Origin of the sequence: Streptococcus sp. k-378 (assembly GCF_013277505.1) — a bacterium.
Lineage (GTDB): Bacteria > Bacillota > Bacilli > Lactobacillales > Streptococcaceae > Streptococcus > Streptococcus pseudopneumoniae.
Window position 1 is genome coordinate 50723 of record NZ_VMNC01000054.1, and the last position, 16116, is coordinate 66838.

At 40.2% G+C, this 16116-nt stretch carries 27 protein-coding genes; all 27 read left to right on the top strand.

Translation table 11 applies throughout. The features are described from left to right. The first annotated feature begins 6 nt into the window (after positions 1-6). The 27 genes from rplV (at position 7) to HT719_RS06910 (ending at position 16049) form a co-directional block, all read left to right on the top strand. Positions 7-351 (top strand): 50S ribosomal protein L22, encoded by a 345-nt coding sequence (rplV, locus tag HT719_RS06780; protein WP_000818137.1) that lies wholly within the window; start codon positions 7-9, stop codon positions 349-351. Between the two features lie 12 nt (positions 352-363). Further along, on the top strand, positions 364-1017 hold the full coding sequence (gene rpsC / locus HT719_RS06785; RefSeq protein ID WP_000529936.1) for a 30S ribosomal protein S3: 654 nt from the start codon (positions 364-366) through the stop codon (positions 1015-1017). Between the two features lie 3 nt (positions 1018-1020). Next, entirely contained in the window at positions 1021-1434 is a 414-nt protein-coding gene (rplP, locus tag HT719_RS06790) for a 50S ribosomal protein L16 (protein ID WP_000960946.1), read from the top strand. A 9-nt stretch (positions 1435-1443) separates the two neighbouring features. Beyond that, positions 1444-1650 (top strand): 50S ribosomal protein L29, encoded by a 207-nt coding sequence (gene rpmC / locus HT719_RS06795; RefSeq protein WP_000772918.1) that lies wholly within the window; start codon positions 1444-1446, stop codon positions 1648-1650. 24 nt (positions 1651-1674) lie between these two features. Further along, positions 1675-1935 (top strand): 30S ribosomal protein S17, encoded by a 261-nt coding sequence (gene rpsQ, locus HT719_RS06800; RefSeq protein ID WP_000440801.1) that lies wholly within the window; start codon positions 1675-1677, stop codon positions 1933-1935. A gap of 25 nt (positions 1936-1960) precedes the next feature. Beyond that, the gene (gene rplN, locus HT719_RS06805) at positions 1961-2329 is read left to right on the top strand and encodes a 50S ribosomal protein L14 (protein WP_000616545.1); all 369 of its coding nucleotides are present in this window, start codon (positions 1961-1963) and stop codon (positions 2327-2329) included. A gap of 182 nt (positions 2330-2511) precedes the next feature. Beyond that, positions 2512-2817 (top strand): 50S ribosomal protein L24, encoded by a 306-nt coding sequence (gene rplX, locus HT719_RS06810; protein ID WP_000497691.1) that lies wholly within the window; start codon positions 2512-2514, stop codon positions 2815-2817. 23 nt (positions 2818-2840) lie between these two features. Then, a complete protein-coding gene (rplE, locus tag HT719_RS06815; protein WP_000013542.1) occupies positions 2841-3383 on the top strand; it encodes a 50S ribosomal protein L5 in 543 nt (180 codons plus the stop codon). A 17-nt stretch (positions 3384-3400) separates the two neighbouring features. Further along, positions 3401-3670, top strand: coding sequence for a 30S ribosomal protein S14 (rpsN, locus tag HT719_RS06820; protein WP_001085703.1), 270 nt, complete (start codon positions 3401-3403; stop codon positions 3668-3670). A gap of 285 nt (positions 3671-3955) precedes the next feature. Next, on the top strand, positions 3956-4354 hold the full coding sequence (gene rpsH, locus HT719_RS06825) for a 30S ribosomal protein S8 (RefSeq protein ID WP_000245503.1): 399 nt from the start codon (positions 3956-3958) through the stop codon (positions 4352-4354). Between the two features lie 225 nt (positions 4355-4579). Further along, positions 4580-5116, top strand: a complete 537-nt coding sequence (rplF, locus tag HT719_RS06830; protein ID WP_000086635.1) for a 50S ribosomal protein L6 — start codon at positions 4580-4582, stop codon at positions 5114-5116. Positions 5117-5199: 83 nt separating this feature from the next. Further along, positions 5200-5556 (top strand): 50S ribosomal protein L18, encoded by a 357-nt coding sequence (gene rplR, locus HT719_RS06835; protein WP_000624044.1) that lies wholly within the window; start codon positions 5200-5202, stop codon positions 5554-5556. 17 nt (positions 5557-5573) lie between these two features. After that, the gene (gene rpsE, locus HT719_RS06840; protein ID WP_000874202.1) at positions 5574-6068 is read left to right on the top strand and encodes a 30S ribosomal protein S5; all 495 of its coding nucleotides are present in this window, start codon (positions 5574-5576) and stop codon (positions 6066-6068) included. A gap of 13 nt (positions 6069-6081) precedes the next feature. Beyond that, a complete protein-coding gene (rpmD, locus tag HT719_RS06845) occupies positions 6082-6264 on the top strand; it encodes a 50S ribosomal protein L30 (protein ID WP_000057241.1) in 183 nt (60 codons plus the stop codon). 144 nt (positions 6265-6408) lie between these two features. After that, positions 6409-6849 carry a 50S ribosomal protein L15 gene (gene rplO, locus HT719_RS06850; RefSeq protein WP_000766086.1) on the top strand — a complete coding sequence of 147 codons (441 nt, stop codon included), beginning with the start codon at positions 6409-6411 and terminating at the stop codon, positions 6847-6849. 12 nt (positions 6850-6861) lie between these two features. Continuing rightward, a complete protein-coding gene (gene secY, locus HT719_RS06855; protein ID WP_023939673.1) occupies positions 6862-8172 on the top strand; it encodes a preprotein translocase subunit SecY in 1311 nt (436 codons plus the stop codon). A gap of 264 nt (positions 8173-8436) precedes the next feature. After that, positions 8437-9075, top strand: coding sequence for an adenylate kinase (locus tag HT719_RS06860; protein WP_023932501.1), 639 nt, complete (start codon positions 8437-8439; stop codon positions 9073-9075). A gap of 116 nt (positions 9076-9191) precedes the next feature. Beyond that, positions 9192-9410: a translation initiation factor IF-1 gene (gene infA / locus HT719_RS06865; RefSeq protein ID WP_001029883.1), complete on the top strand. Its 219-nt coding sequence runs from the start codon at positions 9192-9194 to the stop codon at positions 9408-9410. A gap of 24 nt (positions 9411-9434) precedes the next feature. Next, positions 9435-9551 carry a 50S ribosomal protein L36 gene (rpmJ, locus tag HT719_RS06870; RefSeq protein WP_001808836.1) on the top strand — a complete coding sequence of 39 codons (117 nt, stop codon included), beginning with the start codon at positions 9435-9437 and terminating at the stop codon, positions 9549-9551. A 17-nt stretch (positions 9552-9568) separates the two neighbouring features. Further along, entirely contained in the window at positions 9569-9934 is a 366-nt protein-coding gene (gene rpsM, locus HT719_RS06875; protein ID WP_000090781.1) for a 30S ribosomal protein S13, read from the top strand. A 17-nt stretch (positions 9935-9951) separates the two neighbouring features. Further along, positions 9952-10335, top strand: a complete 384-nt coding sequence (gene rpsK, locus HT719_RS06880; RefSeq protein ID WP_001118385.1) for a 30S ribosomal protein S11 — start codon at positions 9952-9954, stop codon at positions 10333-10335. A 42-nt stretch (positions 10336-10377) separates the two neighbouring features. Beyond that, entirely contained in the window at positions 10378-11313 is a 936-nt protein-coding gene (locus tag HT719_RS06885; protein WP_000568988.1) for a DNA-directed RNA polymerase subunit alpha, read from the top strand. Positions 11314-11324: 11 nt separating this feature from the next. Next, a complete protein-coding gene (gene rplQ, locus HT719_RS06890; RefSeq protein ID WP_000331493.1) occupies positions 11325-11711 on the top strand; it encodes a 50S ribosomal protein L17 in 387 nt (128 codons plus the stop codon). Positions 11712-11975: 264 nt separating this feature from the next. Beyond that, entirely contained in the window at positions 11976-12242 is a 267-nt protein-coding gene (locus HT719_RS06895) for an ACT domain-containing protein (protein ID WP_000644123.1), read from the top strand. A 9-nt stretch (positions 12243-12251) separates the two neighbouring features. Next, the gene (locus tag HT719_RS06900) at positions 12252-13589 is read left to right on the top strand and encodes a PFL family protein (protein ID WP_172928658.1); all 1338 of its coding nucleotides are present in this window, start codon (positions 12252-12254) and stop codon (positions 13587-13589) included. Between the two features lie 17 nt (positions 13590-13606). Beyond that, complete coding sequence (locus tag HT719_RS06905) at positions 13607-15124, top strand: N-acetylmuramoyl-L-alanine amidase family protein (protein WP_172928661.1); 1518 nt, start codon at positions 13607-13609, stop codon at positions 15122-15124. 232 nt (positions 15125-15356) lie between these two features. Next, positions 15357-16049: a histidine phosphatase family protein gene (locus HT719_RS06910; RefSeq protein ID WP_000241548.1), complete on the top strand. Its 693-nt coding sequence runs from the start codon at positions 15357-15359 to the stop codon at positions 16047-16049. Positions 16050-16116 lie beyond the last annotated feature (67 nt).

Below are 16116 nucleotides of genomic sequence, written 5' to 3' on the forward strand. Positions count from 1 at the left end.
ACATAAATGGCAGAAATTACTTCAGCTAAAGCAATGGCTCGTACAGTACGTGTTTCACCTCGTAAATCACGTCTTGTTCTTGATAACATCCGTGGTAAAAGCGTAGCCGATGCAATCGCAATCTTGACATTCACTCCAAACAAAGCTGCTGAAATCATCTTGAAAGTTTTGAACTCAGCTGTAGCTAACGCTGAAAACAACTTTGGTTTGGATAAAGCTAACTTGGTAGTATCTGAAGCATTCGCAAACGAAGGACCAACTATGAAACGTTTCCGTCCACGTGCGAAAGGTTCAGCTTCACCAATCAACAAACGTACAGCTCACATCACTGTAGCTGTTGCAGAAAAATAAGGAGGTAAAATCGTGGGTCAAAAAGTACATCCAATTGGTATGCGTGTCGGCATCATCCGTGATTGGGATGCCAAATGGTATGCTGAAAAAGAATACGCGGATTACCTTCATGAAGATCTTGCAATCCGTAAATTCGTTCAAAAAGAACTTGCTGACGCAGCAGTTTCAACTATCGAAATCGAACGCGCAGTAAACAAAGTTAACGTTTCACTTCACACTGCTAAACCAGGTATGGTTATCGGTAAAGGTGGTGCTAACGTTGATGCACTCCGTGCAAAACTTAACAAATTGACTGGAAAACAAGTACACATCAACATCATCGAAATCAAACAACCTGATTTGGATGCTCACCTTGTAGGTGAAGGAATTGCTCGTCAATTGGAGCAACGTGTTGCTTTCCGTCGTGCGCAAAAACAAGCAATCCAACGTGCAATGCGTGCTGGAGCTAAAGGAATCAAAACTCAAGTATCAGGTCGTTTGAACGGTGCAGATATCGCCCGTGCTGAAGGATATTCTGAAGGAACTGTTCCACTTCACACACTTCGTGCAGATATCGATTACGCTTGGGAAGAAGCAGATACTACATACGGTAAACTTGGTGTTAAAGTATGGATCTACCGTGGTGAAGTTCTTCCAGCTCGCAAAAACACTAAAGGAGGTAAATAACCAATGTTAGTACCTAAACGTGTTAAACACCGTCGTGAATTCCGTGGAAAAATGCGCGGTGAAGCAAAAGGTGGAAAAGAAGTAGCATTCGGTGAATACGGTCTTCAAGCTACAACTAGCCACTGGATCACTAACCGCCAAATCGAAGCTGCTCGTATCGCCATGACTCGTTACATGAAACGTGGTGGTAAAGTTTGGATTAAAATCTTCCCACACAAATCATACACTGCTAAAGCTATCGGTGTGCGTATGGGATCTGGTAAAGGGGCACCTGAAGGTTGGGTAGCACCAGTTAAACGTGGTAAAGTGATGTTCGAAATCGCTGGTGTATCTGAAGAGATCGCTCGCGAAGCGCTTCGTCTTGCTAGCCACAAATTGCCAGTTAAATGTAAATTCGTAAAACGTGAAGCAGAATAAGGAGAAGGCATGAAACTTAATGAAGTAAAAGAATTTGTTAAAGAACTTCGTGGTCTTTCTCAAGAAGAACTCGCGAAGCGCGAAAACGAATTGAAAAAAGAATTGTTTGAACTTCGTTTCCAAGCTGCTACTGGTCAATTGGAACAAACAGCTCGCTTGAAAGAAGTTAAAAAACAAATCGCTCGTATCAAAACAGTTCAATCTGAAGCGAAATAATAGACTAGGGAAGGAGAAATTTCAATGGAACGCAATAATCGTAAAGTTCTTGTTGGACGTGTTGTATCTGATAAAATGGACAAGACAATCACAGTTGTAGTTGAAACAAAACGTAACCACCCAGTCTATGGTAAACGTATTAACTACTCTAAAAAATACAAAGCTCATGATGAAAACAATGTTGCCAAAGAAGGCGATATCGTACGTATCATGGAAACTCGTCCGCTTTCAGCTACAAAACGTTTCCGTCTTGTAGAAGTTGTTGAAGAAGCGGTCATCATCTAATCAAACCTGAAAGGAGAAAACTGAAATGATTCAAACAGAAACTCGTTTGAAAGTCGCAGACAACAGCGGTGCTCGCGAAATCTTGACTATCAAAGTTCTTGGTGGTTCAGGACGTAAATTTGCAAACATCGGTGATGTTATCGTGGCATCTGTAAAACAAGCTACTCCTGGTGGTGCGGTTAAAAAAGGTGACGTTGTTAAAGCAGTTATCGTTCGTACTAAATCAGGTGCTCGTCGTGCTGATGGTTCATACATCAAATTTGACGAAAACGCAGCAGTTATCATCCGTGAAGACAAAACTCCTCGCGGAACACGTATCTTTGGCCCAGTTGCACGTGAATTGCGTGAAGGTGGCTTCATGAAGATCGTGTCACTTGCTCCAGAAGTACTTTAATTGGTTGCTCAAAGAAAATTAAAACAAGTCTAGGAAGTAAAACGAAAGCATAACTTAAGTTAAGTGAGTTGAAACTGACGAAGGATTGCTTTGATTTTCGAAGAGCAAAAACAAACAAACTAGTCCCCTAGCTTCAAGCTAGGGTGCCCTTATGGGCGTAAGAAAAATCAAGGAGAAACCTAATGTTTGTAAAAAAAGGCGACAAAGTTCGCGTAATCGCTGGTAAAGATAAGGGAACAGAAGCTGTTGTCCTTACTGCCCTTCCAAAAGTAAACAAAGTTATCGTTGAAGGTGTTAACATCGTTAAGAAACACCAACGTCCAACTAACGAGCTTCCTCAAGGTGGTATCATCGAGAAAGAAGCAGCTATCCATGTATCAAACGTTCAAGTTTTGGACAAAAATGGTGTAGCTGGTCGTGTTGGTTACAAATTTGTAGACGGTAAAAAAGTTCGCTACAACAAAAAATCAGGCGAAGTGCTTGATTAATCACGAAGGAAAGGAGAAGTATAATGGCAAATCGTTTAAAAGAAAAATATCTTAATGAAGTAGTTCCTGCTTTGACAGAACAATTCAACTACTCATCAGTGATGGCTGTGCCTAAAGTAGATAAGATCGTTTTGAACATGGGTGTTGGTGAAGCTGTATCAAACGCTAAAAGCCTTGAAAAAGCTGCTGAAGAATTGGCACTTATCTCAGGTCAAAAACCACTTATCACTAAAGCTAAAAAATCAATCGCCGGCTTCCGTCTTCGTGAAGGTGTTGCGATCGGTGCAAAAGTTACCCTTCGTGGTGAACGGATGTACGAATTCTTGGATAAATTGGTTTCAGTTTCACTTCCACGTGTACGTGACTTCCACGGTGTTCCAACAAAATCATTTGATGGACGCGGAAACTATACACTTGGTGTGAAAGAACAATTGATTTTCCCAGAAATCAACTTCGATGACGTTGACAAAACTCGTGGTCTTGACATTGTTATCGTAACAACTGCTAACACTGACGAAGAGTCACGTGCATTGCTTACAGGCCTTGGAATGCCTTTTGCAAAATAATATAGGAGGTAAATCTAATGGCTAAAAAATCAATGGTAGCTAGAGAGGCTAAACGCCAAAAAATTGTTGACCGTTATGCTGAAAAACGTGCTGCATTAAAGGCAGCAGGGGACTATGAAGGTTTATCTAAATTACCTCGCAACGCCTCACCGACTCGTTTACATAATCGTTGTAGAGTTACGGGGCGCCCACATTCAGTTTACCGCAAATTTGGTCTGAGTCGTATCGCTTTTCGCGAACTTGCGCATAAAGGTCAAATTCCTGGTGTAACAAAAGCATCTTGGTAATTTAAGATATCAAGGGCGTCAAAACTCTAAGTGAAAATAGGAAACTTGACGAAGAAACTGAGGTTTCTAGGAAAGTTTATCTTTTTCACACAGAGTTTAGCCCGGGTTCAGTTGGGCTAGCCAATTTGAACACGAGCTACAGCTTTGGCAAAAAAAGACCAATTTTCTTTGGAGCATCGCTCCTGCATCAAATTGCCTATTTTTGCTCTTGCTGTTACGCTCTTTGTATCATGTATTAACTAGCAAGTGCAACTTGCAAACTACTAGTAAGAGGAGAAAAACAAAATGGTTATGACTGACCCAATCGCAGACTTCCTAACTCGTATTCGTAACGCTAACCAAGCTAAACACGAAGTACTTGAAGTACCTGCATCAAACATCAAAAAAGGGATTGCTGAAATCCTTAAACGCGAAGGTTTTGTAAAAAACGTTGAAATCATCGAAGATGACAAACAAGGCATCATCCGTGTATTTCTTAAATACGGACCAAACGGTGAAAAAGTTATCACTAACTTGAAACGTATTTCTAAACCAGGACTTCGTGTCTACAAAAAACGTGAAGACCTTCCAAAAGTTCTTAACGGACTTGGAATTGCTATCCTTTCAACTTCTGAAGGTTTGCTTACTGATAAAGAAGCACGCCAAAAGAATGTTGGTGGCGAGGTTATCGCTTACGTTTGGTAATTGATGATGTGAGAGCGTTAAAAGAATGCAGTGAAAATAGGAAGTTTGTAGCAGGAGCGATGCTCCAAGACAAACTTATCTTTTTCACCAAATTCTTAGCTCGAACTCAAATCAAGATACAAAGCTCGTTAGAGCGTGTTCAGTTCAGCTCTTGAACTAAATAAGTATCTGAACCCCGTGAAAACTGGCCGTTCTGGCCTGACAATTTAACAGGAGAAAATAAACATGTCACGTATTGGTAATAAAGTTATCGTGTTGCCTGCTGGTGTTGAACTCACTAACAATGACAACCTTGTAACTGTAAAAGGACCTAAAGGAGAACTTACTCGTGAGTTCTCAAAAGATATTGAAATCCGTGTGGAAGGTACTGAAGTAACCCTTCACCGTCCAAACGATTCAAAAGAAATGAAAACTATCCACGGAACTACTCGTGCCCTTTTGAACAACATGGTTGTTGGTGTATCAGAAGGATTCAAGAAAGAACTTGAAATGCGTGGGGTTGGTTACCGTGCACAACTTCAAGGATCTAAACTTGTTTTGGCTGTTGGTAAATCTCACCCAGACGAAGTTGAAGCTCCAGAAGGAATTACTTTTGAACTTCCAAACCCAACAACAATCGTTGTTAGCGGAATTTCAAAAGAAGTAGTTGGACAAACAGCTGCTTACGTACGTAGCCTTCGTTCACCAGAACCATATAAAGGTAAAGGTATCCGTTACGTTGGTGAATTCGTTCGCCGTAAAGAAGGTAAAACAGGTAAATAATGTTGAGTGGTTGATTCTCAACCACCAACCTATTTTCCAACTTTGTGCATAGCACACGATTTAAAACTAAAGAGGTGAAAACTGTGATTTCAAAACCAGATAAAAACAAACTCCGCCAAAAACGCCACCGTCGCGTTCGCGGAAAACTCTCTGGAACTGCTGATCGCCCACGTTTGAACGTATTCCGTTCTAATACAGGCATCTACGCTCAAGTGATTGATGACGTAGCGGGTGTAACGCTCGCAAGTGCTTCAACTCTTGACAAAGAAGTTTCAAAAGGAACTAAAACTGAACAAGCTGTTGCTGTCGGTAAACTCGTTGCAGAACGTGCAAACGCTAAAGGTATTTCAGAAGTGGTGTTCGACCGCGGTGGATATCTATATCACGGACGTGTGAAAGCTTTGGCTGATGCAGCTCGTGAAAACGGATTGAAATTCTAATAGGAGGACACTAGAAAATGGCATTTAAAGACAATGCAGTTGAATTAGAAGAACGCGTAGTTGCTGTCAATCGTGTTACAAAAGTTGTTAAAGGTGGACGTCGTCTTCGTTTCGCAGCTCTTGTTGTTGTTGGTGACCACAACGGTCGCGTAGGATTTGGTACTGGTAAAGCTCAAGAAGTTCCAGAAGCAATCCGTAAAGCAGTAGATGATGCTAAGAAAAACTTGATCGAAGTTCCTATGGTTGGAACAACAATCCCACACGAAGTTCTTTCAGAATTCGGTGGAGCTAAAGTATTGTTGAAACCTGCTGTAGAAGGTTCTGGAGTTGCCGCTGGTGGTGCAGTTCGTGCCGTTGTGGAATTGGCAGGTGTGGCAGATATTACATCTAAATCACTTGGTTCTAACACTCCAATCAACATTGTTCGTGCAACTGTTGAAGGTTTGAAACAATTGAAACGCGCTGAAGAAGTTGCTGCCCTTCGTGGTATTTCAGTTTCTGATTTGGCATAAGAAAGGGGATAAAATGGCTCAAATTAAAATTACTTTGACTAAGTCTCCAATCGGACGCATTCCATCACAACGTAAAACTGTTGTAGCACTTGGACTTGGCAAATTGAACAGCTCTGTTATTAAAGAAGATAACGCTGCTATCCGTGGTATGATCACTGCAGTATCTCACTTGGTAACAGTTGAAGAAGTAAACTAATGAATTTTTAGGGGATGTGCACTATACCATCCCCTAAAACTAGATATAGTCATCTAGGATGACGTCGTATAGGCGAGTTGATGGGGGAGACAACCTTTTCTCCCTTATCGGCGCTAGCATTTTACAAAAGAGGAGAAAATAAAAATGAAACTTCATGAATTGAAACCTGCAGAAGGTTCTCGTAAAGTACGTAACCGCGTTGGTCGTGGTACTTCATCAGGTAACGGTAAAACATCTGGTCGTGGTCAAAAAGGTCAAAAAGCTCGTAGCGGTGGCGGAGTTCGCCTTGGTTTTGAAGGTGGACAAACTCCATTGTTCCGTCGTCTTCCAAAACGTGGATTCACTAACATCAACGCTAAAGAATACGCAATTGTGAACCTTGACCAATTGAACGTCTTTGAAGATGGTGCTGAAGTAACTCCAGTTGTTCTTATCGAAGCAGGAATTGTTAAAGCTGAAAAGTCAGGTATTAAAATTCTTGGTAACGGTGAGTTGATTAAGAAATTGACTGTGAAAGCAGCTAAATTCTCTAAATCAGCTGAAGAAGCTATCACTGCTAAAGGTGGTTCAGTAGAAGTCATCTAAGAGAGGTGACCTATGTTTTTTAAATTATTAAGAGAAGCTCTTAAAGTCAAGCAGGTTCGATCAAAAATTTTATTTACAATTTTTATCGTTTTGGTCTTTCGTATCGGAACTAGCATTACAGTTCCTGGTGTGAATGCCAATAGCTTGAATGCTTTAAGTGGATTATCCTTCTTAAACATGTTGAGCTTGGTGTCGGGGAATGCCCTAAAAAACTTTTCGATTTTTGCCCTAGGAGTTAGTCCCTATATTACTGCTTCTATCGTTGTCCAACTCTTACAAATGGATATTTTACCGAAATTTGTAGAGTGGGGAAAACAAGGGGAAGTAGGTCGAAGAAAATTGAACCAAGCTACTCGTTATATTGCCCTTGGTCTAGCCTTTGTGCAATCTATCGGGATTACAGCTGGTTTTAATACCTTGGCTGGAGCTCAATTGATTAAAACTGCTTTAACTCCCCAAGTTTTTCTGACGATTGGTATCATCTTAACAGCTGGTAGTATGATTGTAACTTGGTTGGGAGAGCAAATTACAGATAAGGGATACGGAAATGGTGTTTCTATGATTATCTTTGCCGGGATTGTTGCCTCAATTCCAGAGATGATTCAGGGTATCTATGTGGACTACTTTGTGAACGTCCCAAGTAGCCGTATCACTTCATCTATCATTTTCGTAATCATTTTGATTATTACTGTATTGTTGATCATTTACTTTACAACTTATGTTCAACAAGCAGAATACAAAATTCCAATCCAATATACTAAGGTTGCACAAGGTGCTCCATCCAGCTCTTACCTTCCATTGAAGGTAAACCCTGCTGGAGTTATTCCTGTTATCTTTGCCAGTTCCATTACTGCAGCGCCTGCGGCGATTCTTCAGTTTTTGAGCGCTACAGGTCATGATTGGGCTTGGGTAAGGGTAGCACAAGAGATGTTGGCAACCACTTCTCCAACTGGTATTGCCATGTATGCTTTGTTGATTATTCTCTTTACATTCTTCTATACGTTTGTACAGATTAATCCTGAAAAAGCGGCAGAGAACCTACAAAAGAGCGGTGCCTATATCCATGGAGTTCGTCCTGGTAAAGGTACAGAAGAATATATGTCTAAACTTCTTCGTCGTCTTGCAACGGTTGGTTCCCTCTTCCTTGGTGTGATTTCCATTTTGCCGATTGCAGCTAAAGATATATTTGGTCTTTCTGATGTTGTTGCCTTTGGGGGAACAAGTCTCTTGATCATTATCTCTACAGGTATCGAAGGAATCAAACAATTGGAAGGTTACCTATTGAAACGTAAGTATGTTGGTTTCATGGATAGAACAGAATAAAAGTATTTACTGATACTCTTCGAAAATCTCTTCAAACCACGTCAGCTTTATCTGCAACCTCAAAGCAGTGCTTTGAGCAACTTGCGGCTAGCTTCCTAGTTTGCTCTTTGATTTTCATTGAGTATGAAGCAGTAAATGCTGAGGGAGTGGAGGTTTAAACTCTAACATTTGTGAGAGTTTGGTCTCCCCTCTTCTATTTTGTTTTTAAATAGGGGTGAAAAGAATTTTTGCTTCTATTTGAAAATAAAATAAGGAGATCAGATCATGAATCTTTTGATTATGGGCTTACCTGGTGCAGGTAAGGGAACTCAAGCAGCAAAAATCGTAGAACAATTCCATGTTGCACATATCTCAACAGGTGATATGTTCCGCGCTGCAATAGCAAATCAAACTGAAATGGGTGTTCTTGCTAAGTCATACATTGACAAGGGTGAATTGGTTCCTGATGAAGTTACAAATGGAATCGTAAAAGAACGTCTTTCACAAGATGATATTAAAGAAACAGGATTCTTATTGGATGGTTACCCACGTACAATCGAACAAGCTCATGCCTTGGACAAAACATTGGCTGAACTTGGCATTGAACTAGAAGGTGTCATCAACATTGAAGTAAATCCAGATAGCCTCTTAGAACGTTTGAGTGGTCGTATCATCCACCGCGTAACTGGGGAAACTTTCCACAAGGTCTTTAACCCACCAGTTGACTATAAAGAAGAAGATTACTACCAACGTGAAGATGATAAGCCTGAGACAGTCAAACGTCGTTTGGATGTGAATATTGCACAAGGAGAACCAATCATTGCTCACTACCGTGCCAAAGGTTTGGTTCATGACATCGAAGGTAATCAAGATATTAACGATGTCTTCTCAGATATCGAAAAAGTATTGACAAATTTGAAATAAAGCGTTTTTCACACTTGCAAAAATCCGCTACAAATGTTATACTGAGATAGTCTGACTTATAATTGTTGTCTCTGTGTCTAGAGGCATCGAATCGAAATTTATGGAGGTGCTTTTGCGTGGCAAAAGACGATGTGATTGAAGTTGAAGGCAAAGTAGTTGATACAATGCCGAATGCAATGTTTACGGTTGAACTTGAAAATGGACATCAGATTTTAGCAACAGTTTCTGGTAAAATTCGTAAAAACTATATTCGTATTTTAGCGGGAGATCGTGTTACTGTCGAAATGAGTCCATATGACTTGACACGTGGACGTATCACTTACCGCTTTAAATAATCGAAAAACTTGGAGGGATAAGAAATGAAAGTAAGACCATCGGTCAAACCAATTTGCGAATACTGTAAAGTTATTCGTCGTAATGGTCGTGTTATGGTAATTTGCCCAGCAAATCCAAAACACAAACAACGTCAAGGATAAGATAGAAAGGAGAAAACATGGCTCGTATTGCTGGAGTTGACATTCCAAATGACAAACGCGTAGTAATCTCATTGACTTATGTTTATGGTATCGGACTTGCAACATCTAAGAAAATTTTGGCTGCTGCTGGAATCTCAGAAGATGTTCGTGTACGTGATCTTACATCAGATCAAGAAGATGCTATCCGTCGTGAAGTGGATGCAATCAAAGTTGAAGGTGACCTTCGTCGTGAAGTAAACTTGAACATCAAACGTTTGATGGAAATCGGTTCATACCGTGGTATCCGTCACCGTCGTGGACTTCCTGTCCGTGGACAAAACACTAAAAACAACGCTCGCACTCGTAAAGGTAAAGCTGTTGCGATTGCTGGTAAGAAAAAATAATATAGGAGGTAAAAGTCTTGGCTAAACCAACACGTAAACGTCGTGTGAAAAAGAATATCGAATCTGGTATTGCTCATATTCACGCTACATTTAATAACACTATTGTTATGATTACTGATGTGCATGGTAATGCAATTGCTTGGTCATCAGCTGGTGCTCTTGGTTTCAAAGGTTCTCGTAAATCTACACCATTCGCTGCTCAAATGGCTTCTGAAGCTGCTGCTAAATCTGCACAAGAACACGGTCTTAAATCAGTTGAAGTTACTGTAAAAGGTCCAGGTTCTGGTCGTGAGTCAGCTATTCGTGCGCTTGCTGCCGCTGGTCTTGAAGTAACAGCAATTCGTGATGTGACTCCAGTGCCACACAATGGTGCTCGTCCTCCAAAACGTCGCCGTGTATAATCATCGCATTACACTGCTTTTCGTTTAAGAGGGAGTAACTAAATGATCGAGTTTGAAAAACCAAATATAACAAAAATTGATGAAAATAAAGATTATGGCAAGTTTGTAATCGAACCACTTGAACGTGGCTACGGTACAACTCTTGGTAACTCTCTTCGTCGTGTACTTCTAGCTTCTCTACCAGGAGCAGCTGTGACATCTATCAATATTGATGGTGTGTTACATGAGTTTGACACAGTTCCAGGTGTTCGTGAAGACGTGATGCAAATCATTCTGAACATTAAAGGAATTGCAGTGAAATCGTACGTTGAAGACGAAAAAATCATCGAACTAGATGTTGAAGGCCCTGCTGAAGTAACAGCTGGTGACATTTTGACAGATAGCGATATTGAAATTGTAAATCCAGATCATTATCTCTTTACAATCGGTGAAGGTTCTTCTCTAAAAGCGACTATGACTGTTAACAGTGGTCGTGGATATGTACCTGCTGATGAAAATAAAAAAGATAATGCACCAGTTGGAACACTTGCTGTAGATTCTATTTATACACCAGTTACAAAAGTCAACTATCAAGTGGAACCTGCTCGTGTAGGTAGCAATGATGGATTTGACAAACTAACCCTTGAAATCTTGACAAATGGAACAATTATTCCAGAAGATGCTTTAGGGCTTTCAGCACGTATTTTGACAGAACATCTTGATTTGTTTACAAATCTTACTGAGATTGCTAAGTCAACTGAAGTGATGAAAGAAGCTGATACTGAATCTGACGATCGTATTTTGGATCGTACGATTGAGGAACTGGACTTGTCTGTGCGTTCATACAACTGTTTGAAACGTGCCGGTATCAATACTGTGCATGATTTGACAGAAAAATCTGAAGCAGAGATGATGAAAGTACGAAATCTTGGACGCAAGAGTTTGGAAGAAGTGAAACTCAAACTCATTGATTTGGGTCTTGGATTAAAAGATAAATAAAGGAGGAATACATGGCTTACCGTAAACTAGGACGCACTAGCTCACAACGTAAAGCAATGCTTCGCGATTTGACAACTGACCTTTTGATCAACGAATCAATCGTGACAACTGAAGCTCGTGCTAAAGAAATCCGTAAAACTGTTGAAAAAATGATTACTCTAGGTAAACGTGGTGATTTGCATGCACGTCGTCAAGCAGCTGCTTTCGTACGTAATGAAATCGCATCTGAAAACTATGATGAAGCAACTGACAAGTACACTTCTACTACAGCACTTCAAAAATTGTTCTCAGAAATCGCACCTCGTTATGCTGAACGTAACGGTGGATACACTCGTATCCTTAAAACTGAACCACGTCGTGGTGATGCAGCACCAATGGCGATTATCGAATTAGTATAAAATCATCAATTTTGTTGAGTGTTATGATGATGGAGTCTTGTGCTCTTAGTCTAGCTCTGGTCTACCGCTAGGATTTCGGTCCTAGCGGGAACACTCATCATAAGTTGGGATAGTAGACGCTTGTTTACGAAATTGTTTTTTGCTTAAGAACAACTTCGTAAGCAGGCGTTTTTGAGTATTTTAGTTAGAATTATGCTATACTATTTGAAAAGAATCCTGTTTAATGTTCAGGTTTCCTATTAAAAGAAGAATTGGAGTTTGCTTATGAAAGCGATTATAACTGTTGTTGGTAAAGATAAATCTGGAATTGTGGCAGGTGTTTCTGGTAAAATTGCAGAATTGGGTTTGAATATTGACGATATCTCTCAAACTGTCTTGGATGAATATTTCACGATGATGGCTGTCGTCTCTAGTGATGAAAAGCAGGATTTTACTTATCTTCGTAATGAATTTGAAGCTTTTGGGCAAATTTTGAATGTGAAAATCAATATTCAGAGTGCAGCGATTTTCGAAGCTATGTATAATATCTAGGAGGTGCACATGGATATTAGACAAGTTACTGAAACCATCGCCATGATTGAGGAGCAAAACTTCGATATTAGAACCATTACCATGGGGATTTCCCTTTTGGACTGTATCGATCCAGATATCAATCGTGCTGCGGAGAAAATTTATCGAAAGATTACGACCAAGGCGGCTAATTTAGTGGCTGTTGGGGATGAAATTGCAGCTGAGTTGGGAATTCCAATCGTTAATAAGCGTGTATCGGTGACTCCCATTTCTCTGATTGGGGCAGCGACAGATGCGACGGACTACGTGGTTTTGGCAAAAGCGCTTGATAAGGCTGCGAAAGAGATTGGAGTGGATTTTATTGGTGGTTTTTCTGCCTTGGTACAAAAAGGTTATCAAAAGGGAGATGAGATTCTCATCAATTCTATTCCTCGTGCTTTGGCTGAAACGGACAAGGTATGCTCGTCAGTCAATATTGGCTCAACCAAGTCTGGTATCAATATGACGGCTGTCGCAGATATGGGACGTGTTATCAAGGAAACGGCAACTCTATCTGATATGGGAGCGGCCAAGTTGGTTGTATTTGCTAATGCTGTTGAGGACAATCCATTTATGGCGGGTGCCTTTCATGGTGTTGGGGAGGCAGATGTTATCATCAATGTCGGAGTTTCTGGTCCTGGTGTGGTGAAACGTGCCTTGGAAAAAGTTCGTGGACAGAGCTTTGATGTAGTAGCCGAAACAGTTAAGAAAACTGCCTTTAAAATCACTCGTATCGGTCAATTGGTTGGTCAAATGGCCAGTGAGAGACTAGGTGTGGAGTTTGGTATTGTAGACTTGAGTTTGGCGCCAACTCCTGCGGTTGGAGATTCTGTTGCACGTGTCCTTGAAGAAATGGGGCTAGAAACAGTTGGTACGCACGGAACGACGGCTGCCTTGGCTCTCTTGAATGACCAAGTTAAGAAGGGTGGAGTGATGGCCTGCAACCAAGTTGGTGGTTTGTCTGGTGCCTTTATCCCTGTTTCTGAGGATGAGGGTATGATTGCGGCAGTGCAAAATGGCTCTCTTAATTTAGAAAAACTGGAGGCCATGACGGCTATCTGTTCTGTTGGTTTGGATATGATTGCCATCCCAGAAGATACACCTGCTGAAACCATTGCGGCTATGATTGCGGATGAGGCTGCAATTGGTGTCATTAACATGAAAATAACAGCTGTACGTATCATTCCCAAAGGAAAAGAAGGCGATATGATTGAGTTTGGTGGTCTTCTTGGTACAGCTCCAGTAATGAAAGTCAATGGAGCTTCGTCTGTTGATTTTATCTCTCGCGGTGGACAAATCCCAGCACCAATTCATAGTTTTAAAAATTAAGAAAATAGGAGAAAATGATGAAAAAAGAAATGAAACATGCTTTAGTAGCTTTAGGACTGTCGACTTTACTAGTCCCAACTTTCGCCAGTCAAGTAGTTTATGCGCAGGAAGAAAGCCATGAAACTACCACTAGTGTGAGTCCAGAAGAGGTTAATAAAAAAATTGAGGAAACGAAGCAATTTTTAATTGATTTGATTAAACAAAATATCTTTGAACAGGTTGATCAAGGAGACTGGGATACAGTTTCTTTTTCCAAGAGTGATGTAAGCTCTATTAGAGATAAATTAAGAGAAGAACTTAATTATAGGTTACAAGATTTCATGGGAGAGTTAGAATATATAAGGAAGTATAGTTTAGAAAGAAAAATTCCTTTGAAAGAGTTATCAAAGATTTTATCAGATTTTAAAAAATCGCAATTAAGCTACATTAATGGCGATGGAGAAAAAGGTAATCATTTTGCCTATAGAATGAAGCATGCTGTTGCTAAACTTGCTATATTAAAGAAAAAGAATCTTGTAATTTCTCAAGTAAATAATGATTCTCACTATACAGAATTAGAGAAAAAAGAAATGTTAGCTAGAGTTTCAAGCTACTATGCACCTGTTTTTCCTCAATCTGGTTTTAATGAAGATAATGATAAGTATTTAACTTTATCTAATAATCAAGATAATTTAAACACATATCTTAAGAAAGTTTCTCTATTTTTATCTAACAATCATTATCCGATTTCTACAGTACCTAAAGAAAAGAATATCCGAGAAATTAATGCTGTTGCTTTCATGGAGAAGACAGCCATTAGTAATGATGATACACTTTCAAAAGCAGATAAAGTTTCTATGTTTAGTAAGATTGATGATATAGTTGAAGAGGGGATACACAAAATCAGGAAAGAAGCAGGTCTTGTATATAAGGAAGAGACTGTAAGACACATGTTATCCCCTGAAGAGTTATCTGTCTTTACTAAGCGTATCGAAGATGTTTACCAAGGAAAAGCTAAGCCTAAGGTGACAAAAGAAGAGGCTATTCAAGCAGTTTCTACTGGAACTTCATCCTCAGTTTCAACTTCATCTCAAGCTATTATTACCTCTAATGGAGAGACTAAGAAAAATCATCAAGCAAGTAAGTGGTTTAAAGAGTCTGGCAAATGGTACTATAATGACCTTTCTGGCAATCTTGTAAGAAACCGTTGGGTAGGCCGTTATTATCTAAAATCAGATGCTTCAATGGCTGCAAGTGAATGGATTTATGATGAAGACTATAAGAGCTGGTTTTATGTAGATTCAACTGGTAGTTATGTGGAGAAAGCTTGGCAGGGAGAATACTACCTAAAACGTGGCGGTTACATGGCTAAGAGTGAGTGGGTATTTGATTCTCAGTATGATAGTTGGTATTATCTGAACCAAGATGGTAAGTACGCTCGTAATCAATGGATTAAAGACGGAGATAAGTGGTATTACTTGTTAGCTGATGGGAAATTGGCAAAAAATATGACCATTAACGGCTATAAAGTAAATGAAAAAGGTGAATGGGTATAATTTTTTAAGCTCTATTTAAGGTTAGCTGTGTATACTATAATCATTAAATAAAGGCCTCCTAATATTATTTGAAACAGATAACTCTGATTTAGTTTGAATTTGATTTTCATCTAATATCTTTATTTAATAGAACTCCTAAACTTTTTCATAATAATCTCCTGCAAAAGTCGCCTGTCTGGGTGGCTTTTGTTTTATCATCCATGATATAATAGAAACAAACGGAGGACGGAAAATGGTAAAAGTACGATTGTATTTGGTACGTCATGGCAAGACCATGTTTAACACGATTGGTCGCGCGCAAGGTTGGAGCGATACTCCCTTAACAGCTGAAGGTGAGCGAGGGATTCAAGAATTAGGAATCGGTTTGCGAGAATCTGGTTTGCAGTTTGAGCGCGCTTATTCCAGTGATTCTGGTCGCACCATTCAGACAATGGGAATTATCCTTGATGAACTTGGTTTGCAGGGAAAAATCCCTTATCGCATGGACAAGCGGATCAGAGAATGGTGTTTTGGTAGCTTTGACGGAGCTTATGATGGTGATCTTTTCATGGGCATTATTCCTCGTATCTTTAATGTGGACCACGTTCACCAATTGTCTTATGCTGAACTGGCTGAGGGTTTGGTAGAGGTCGATACAGCTGGTTGGGCTGAAGGCTGGGAAAAACTCAGTGGCCGAATCAAGGAAGGTTTTGAAGCAATTGCCAAGGAAATGGAAGAACAAGGTGGGGGCAATGCCCTCGTTGTCAGCCACGGAATGACCATTGGAACCATTGTTTATCTGATCAATGGTATGCATCCGCATGGTCTCGATAATGGTAGCGTGACGATCCTTGAATATGAGGACGGCCAGTTTAGCGTAGAAGTTGTCGGCGACCGTAGTTACCGGGAACTAGGACGTGAGAAGATGGAGGAAGCCTCTATTTAATACTCTTCGAAAATCTCTTCAAACCGCGTCAACGTCGTCTTGCCGTATGTATGGTTACTGACTTCGT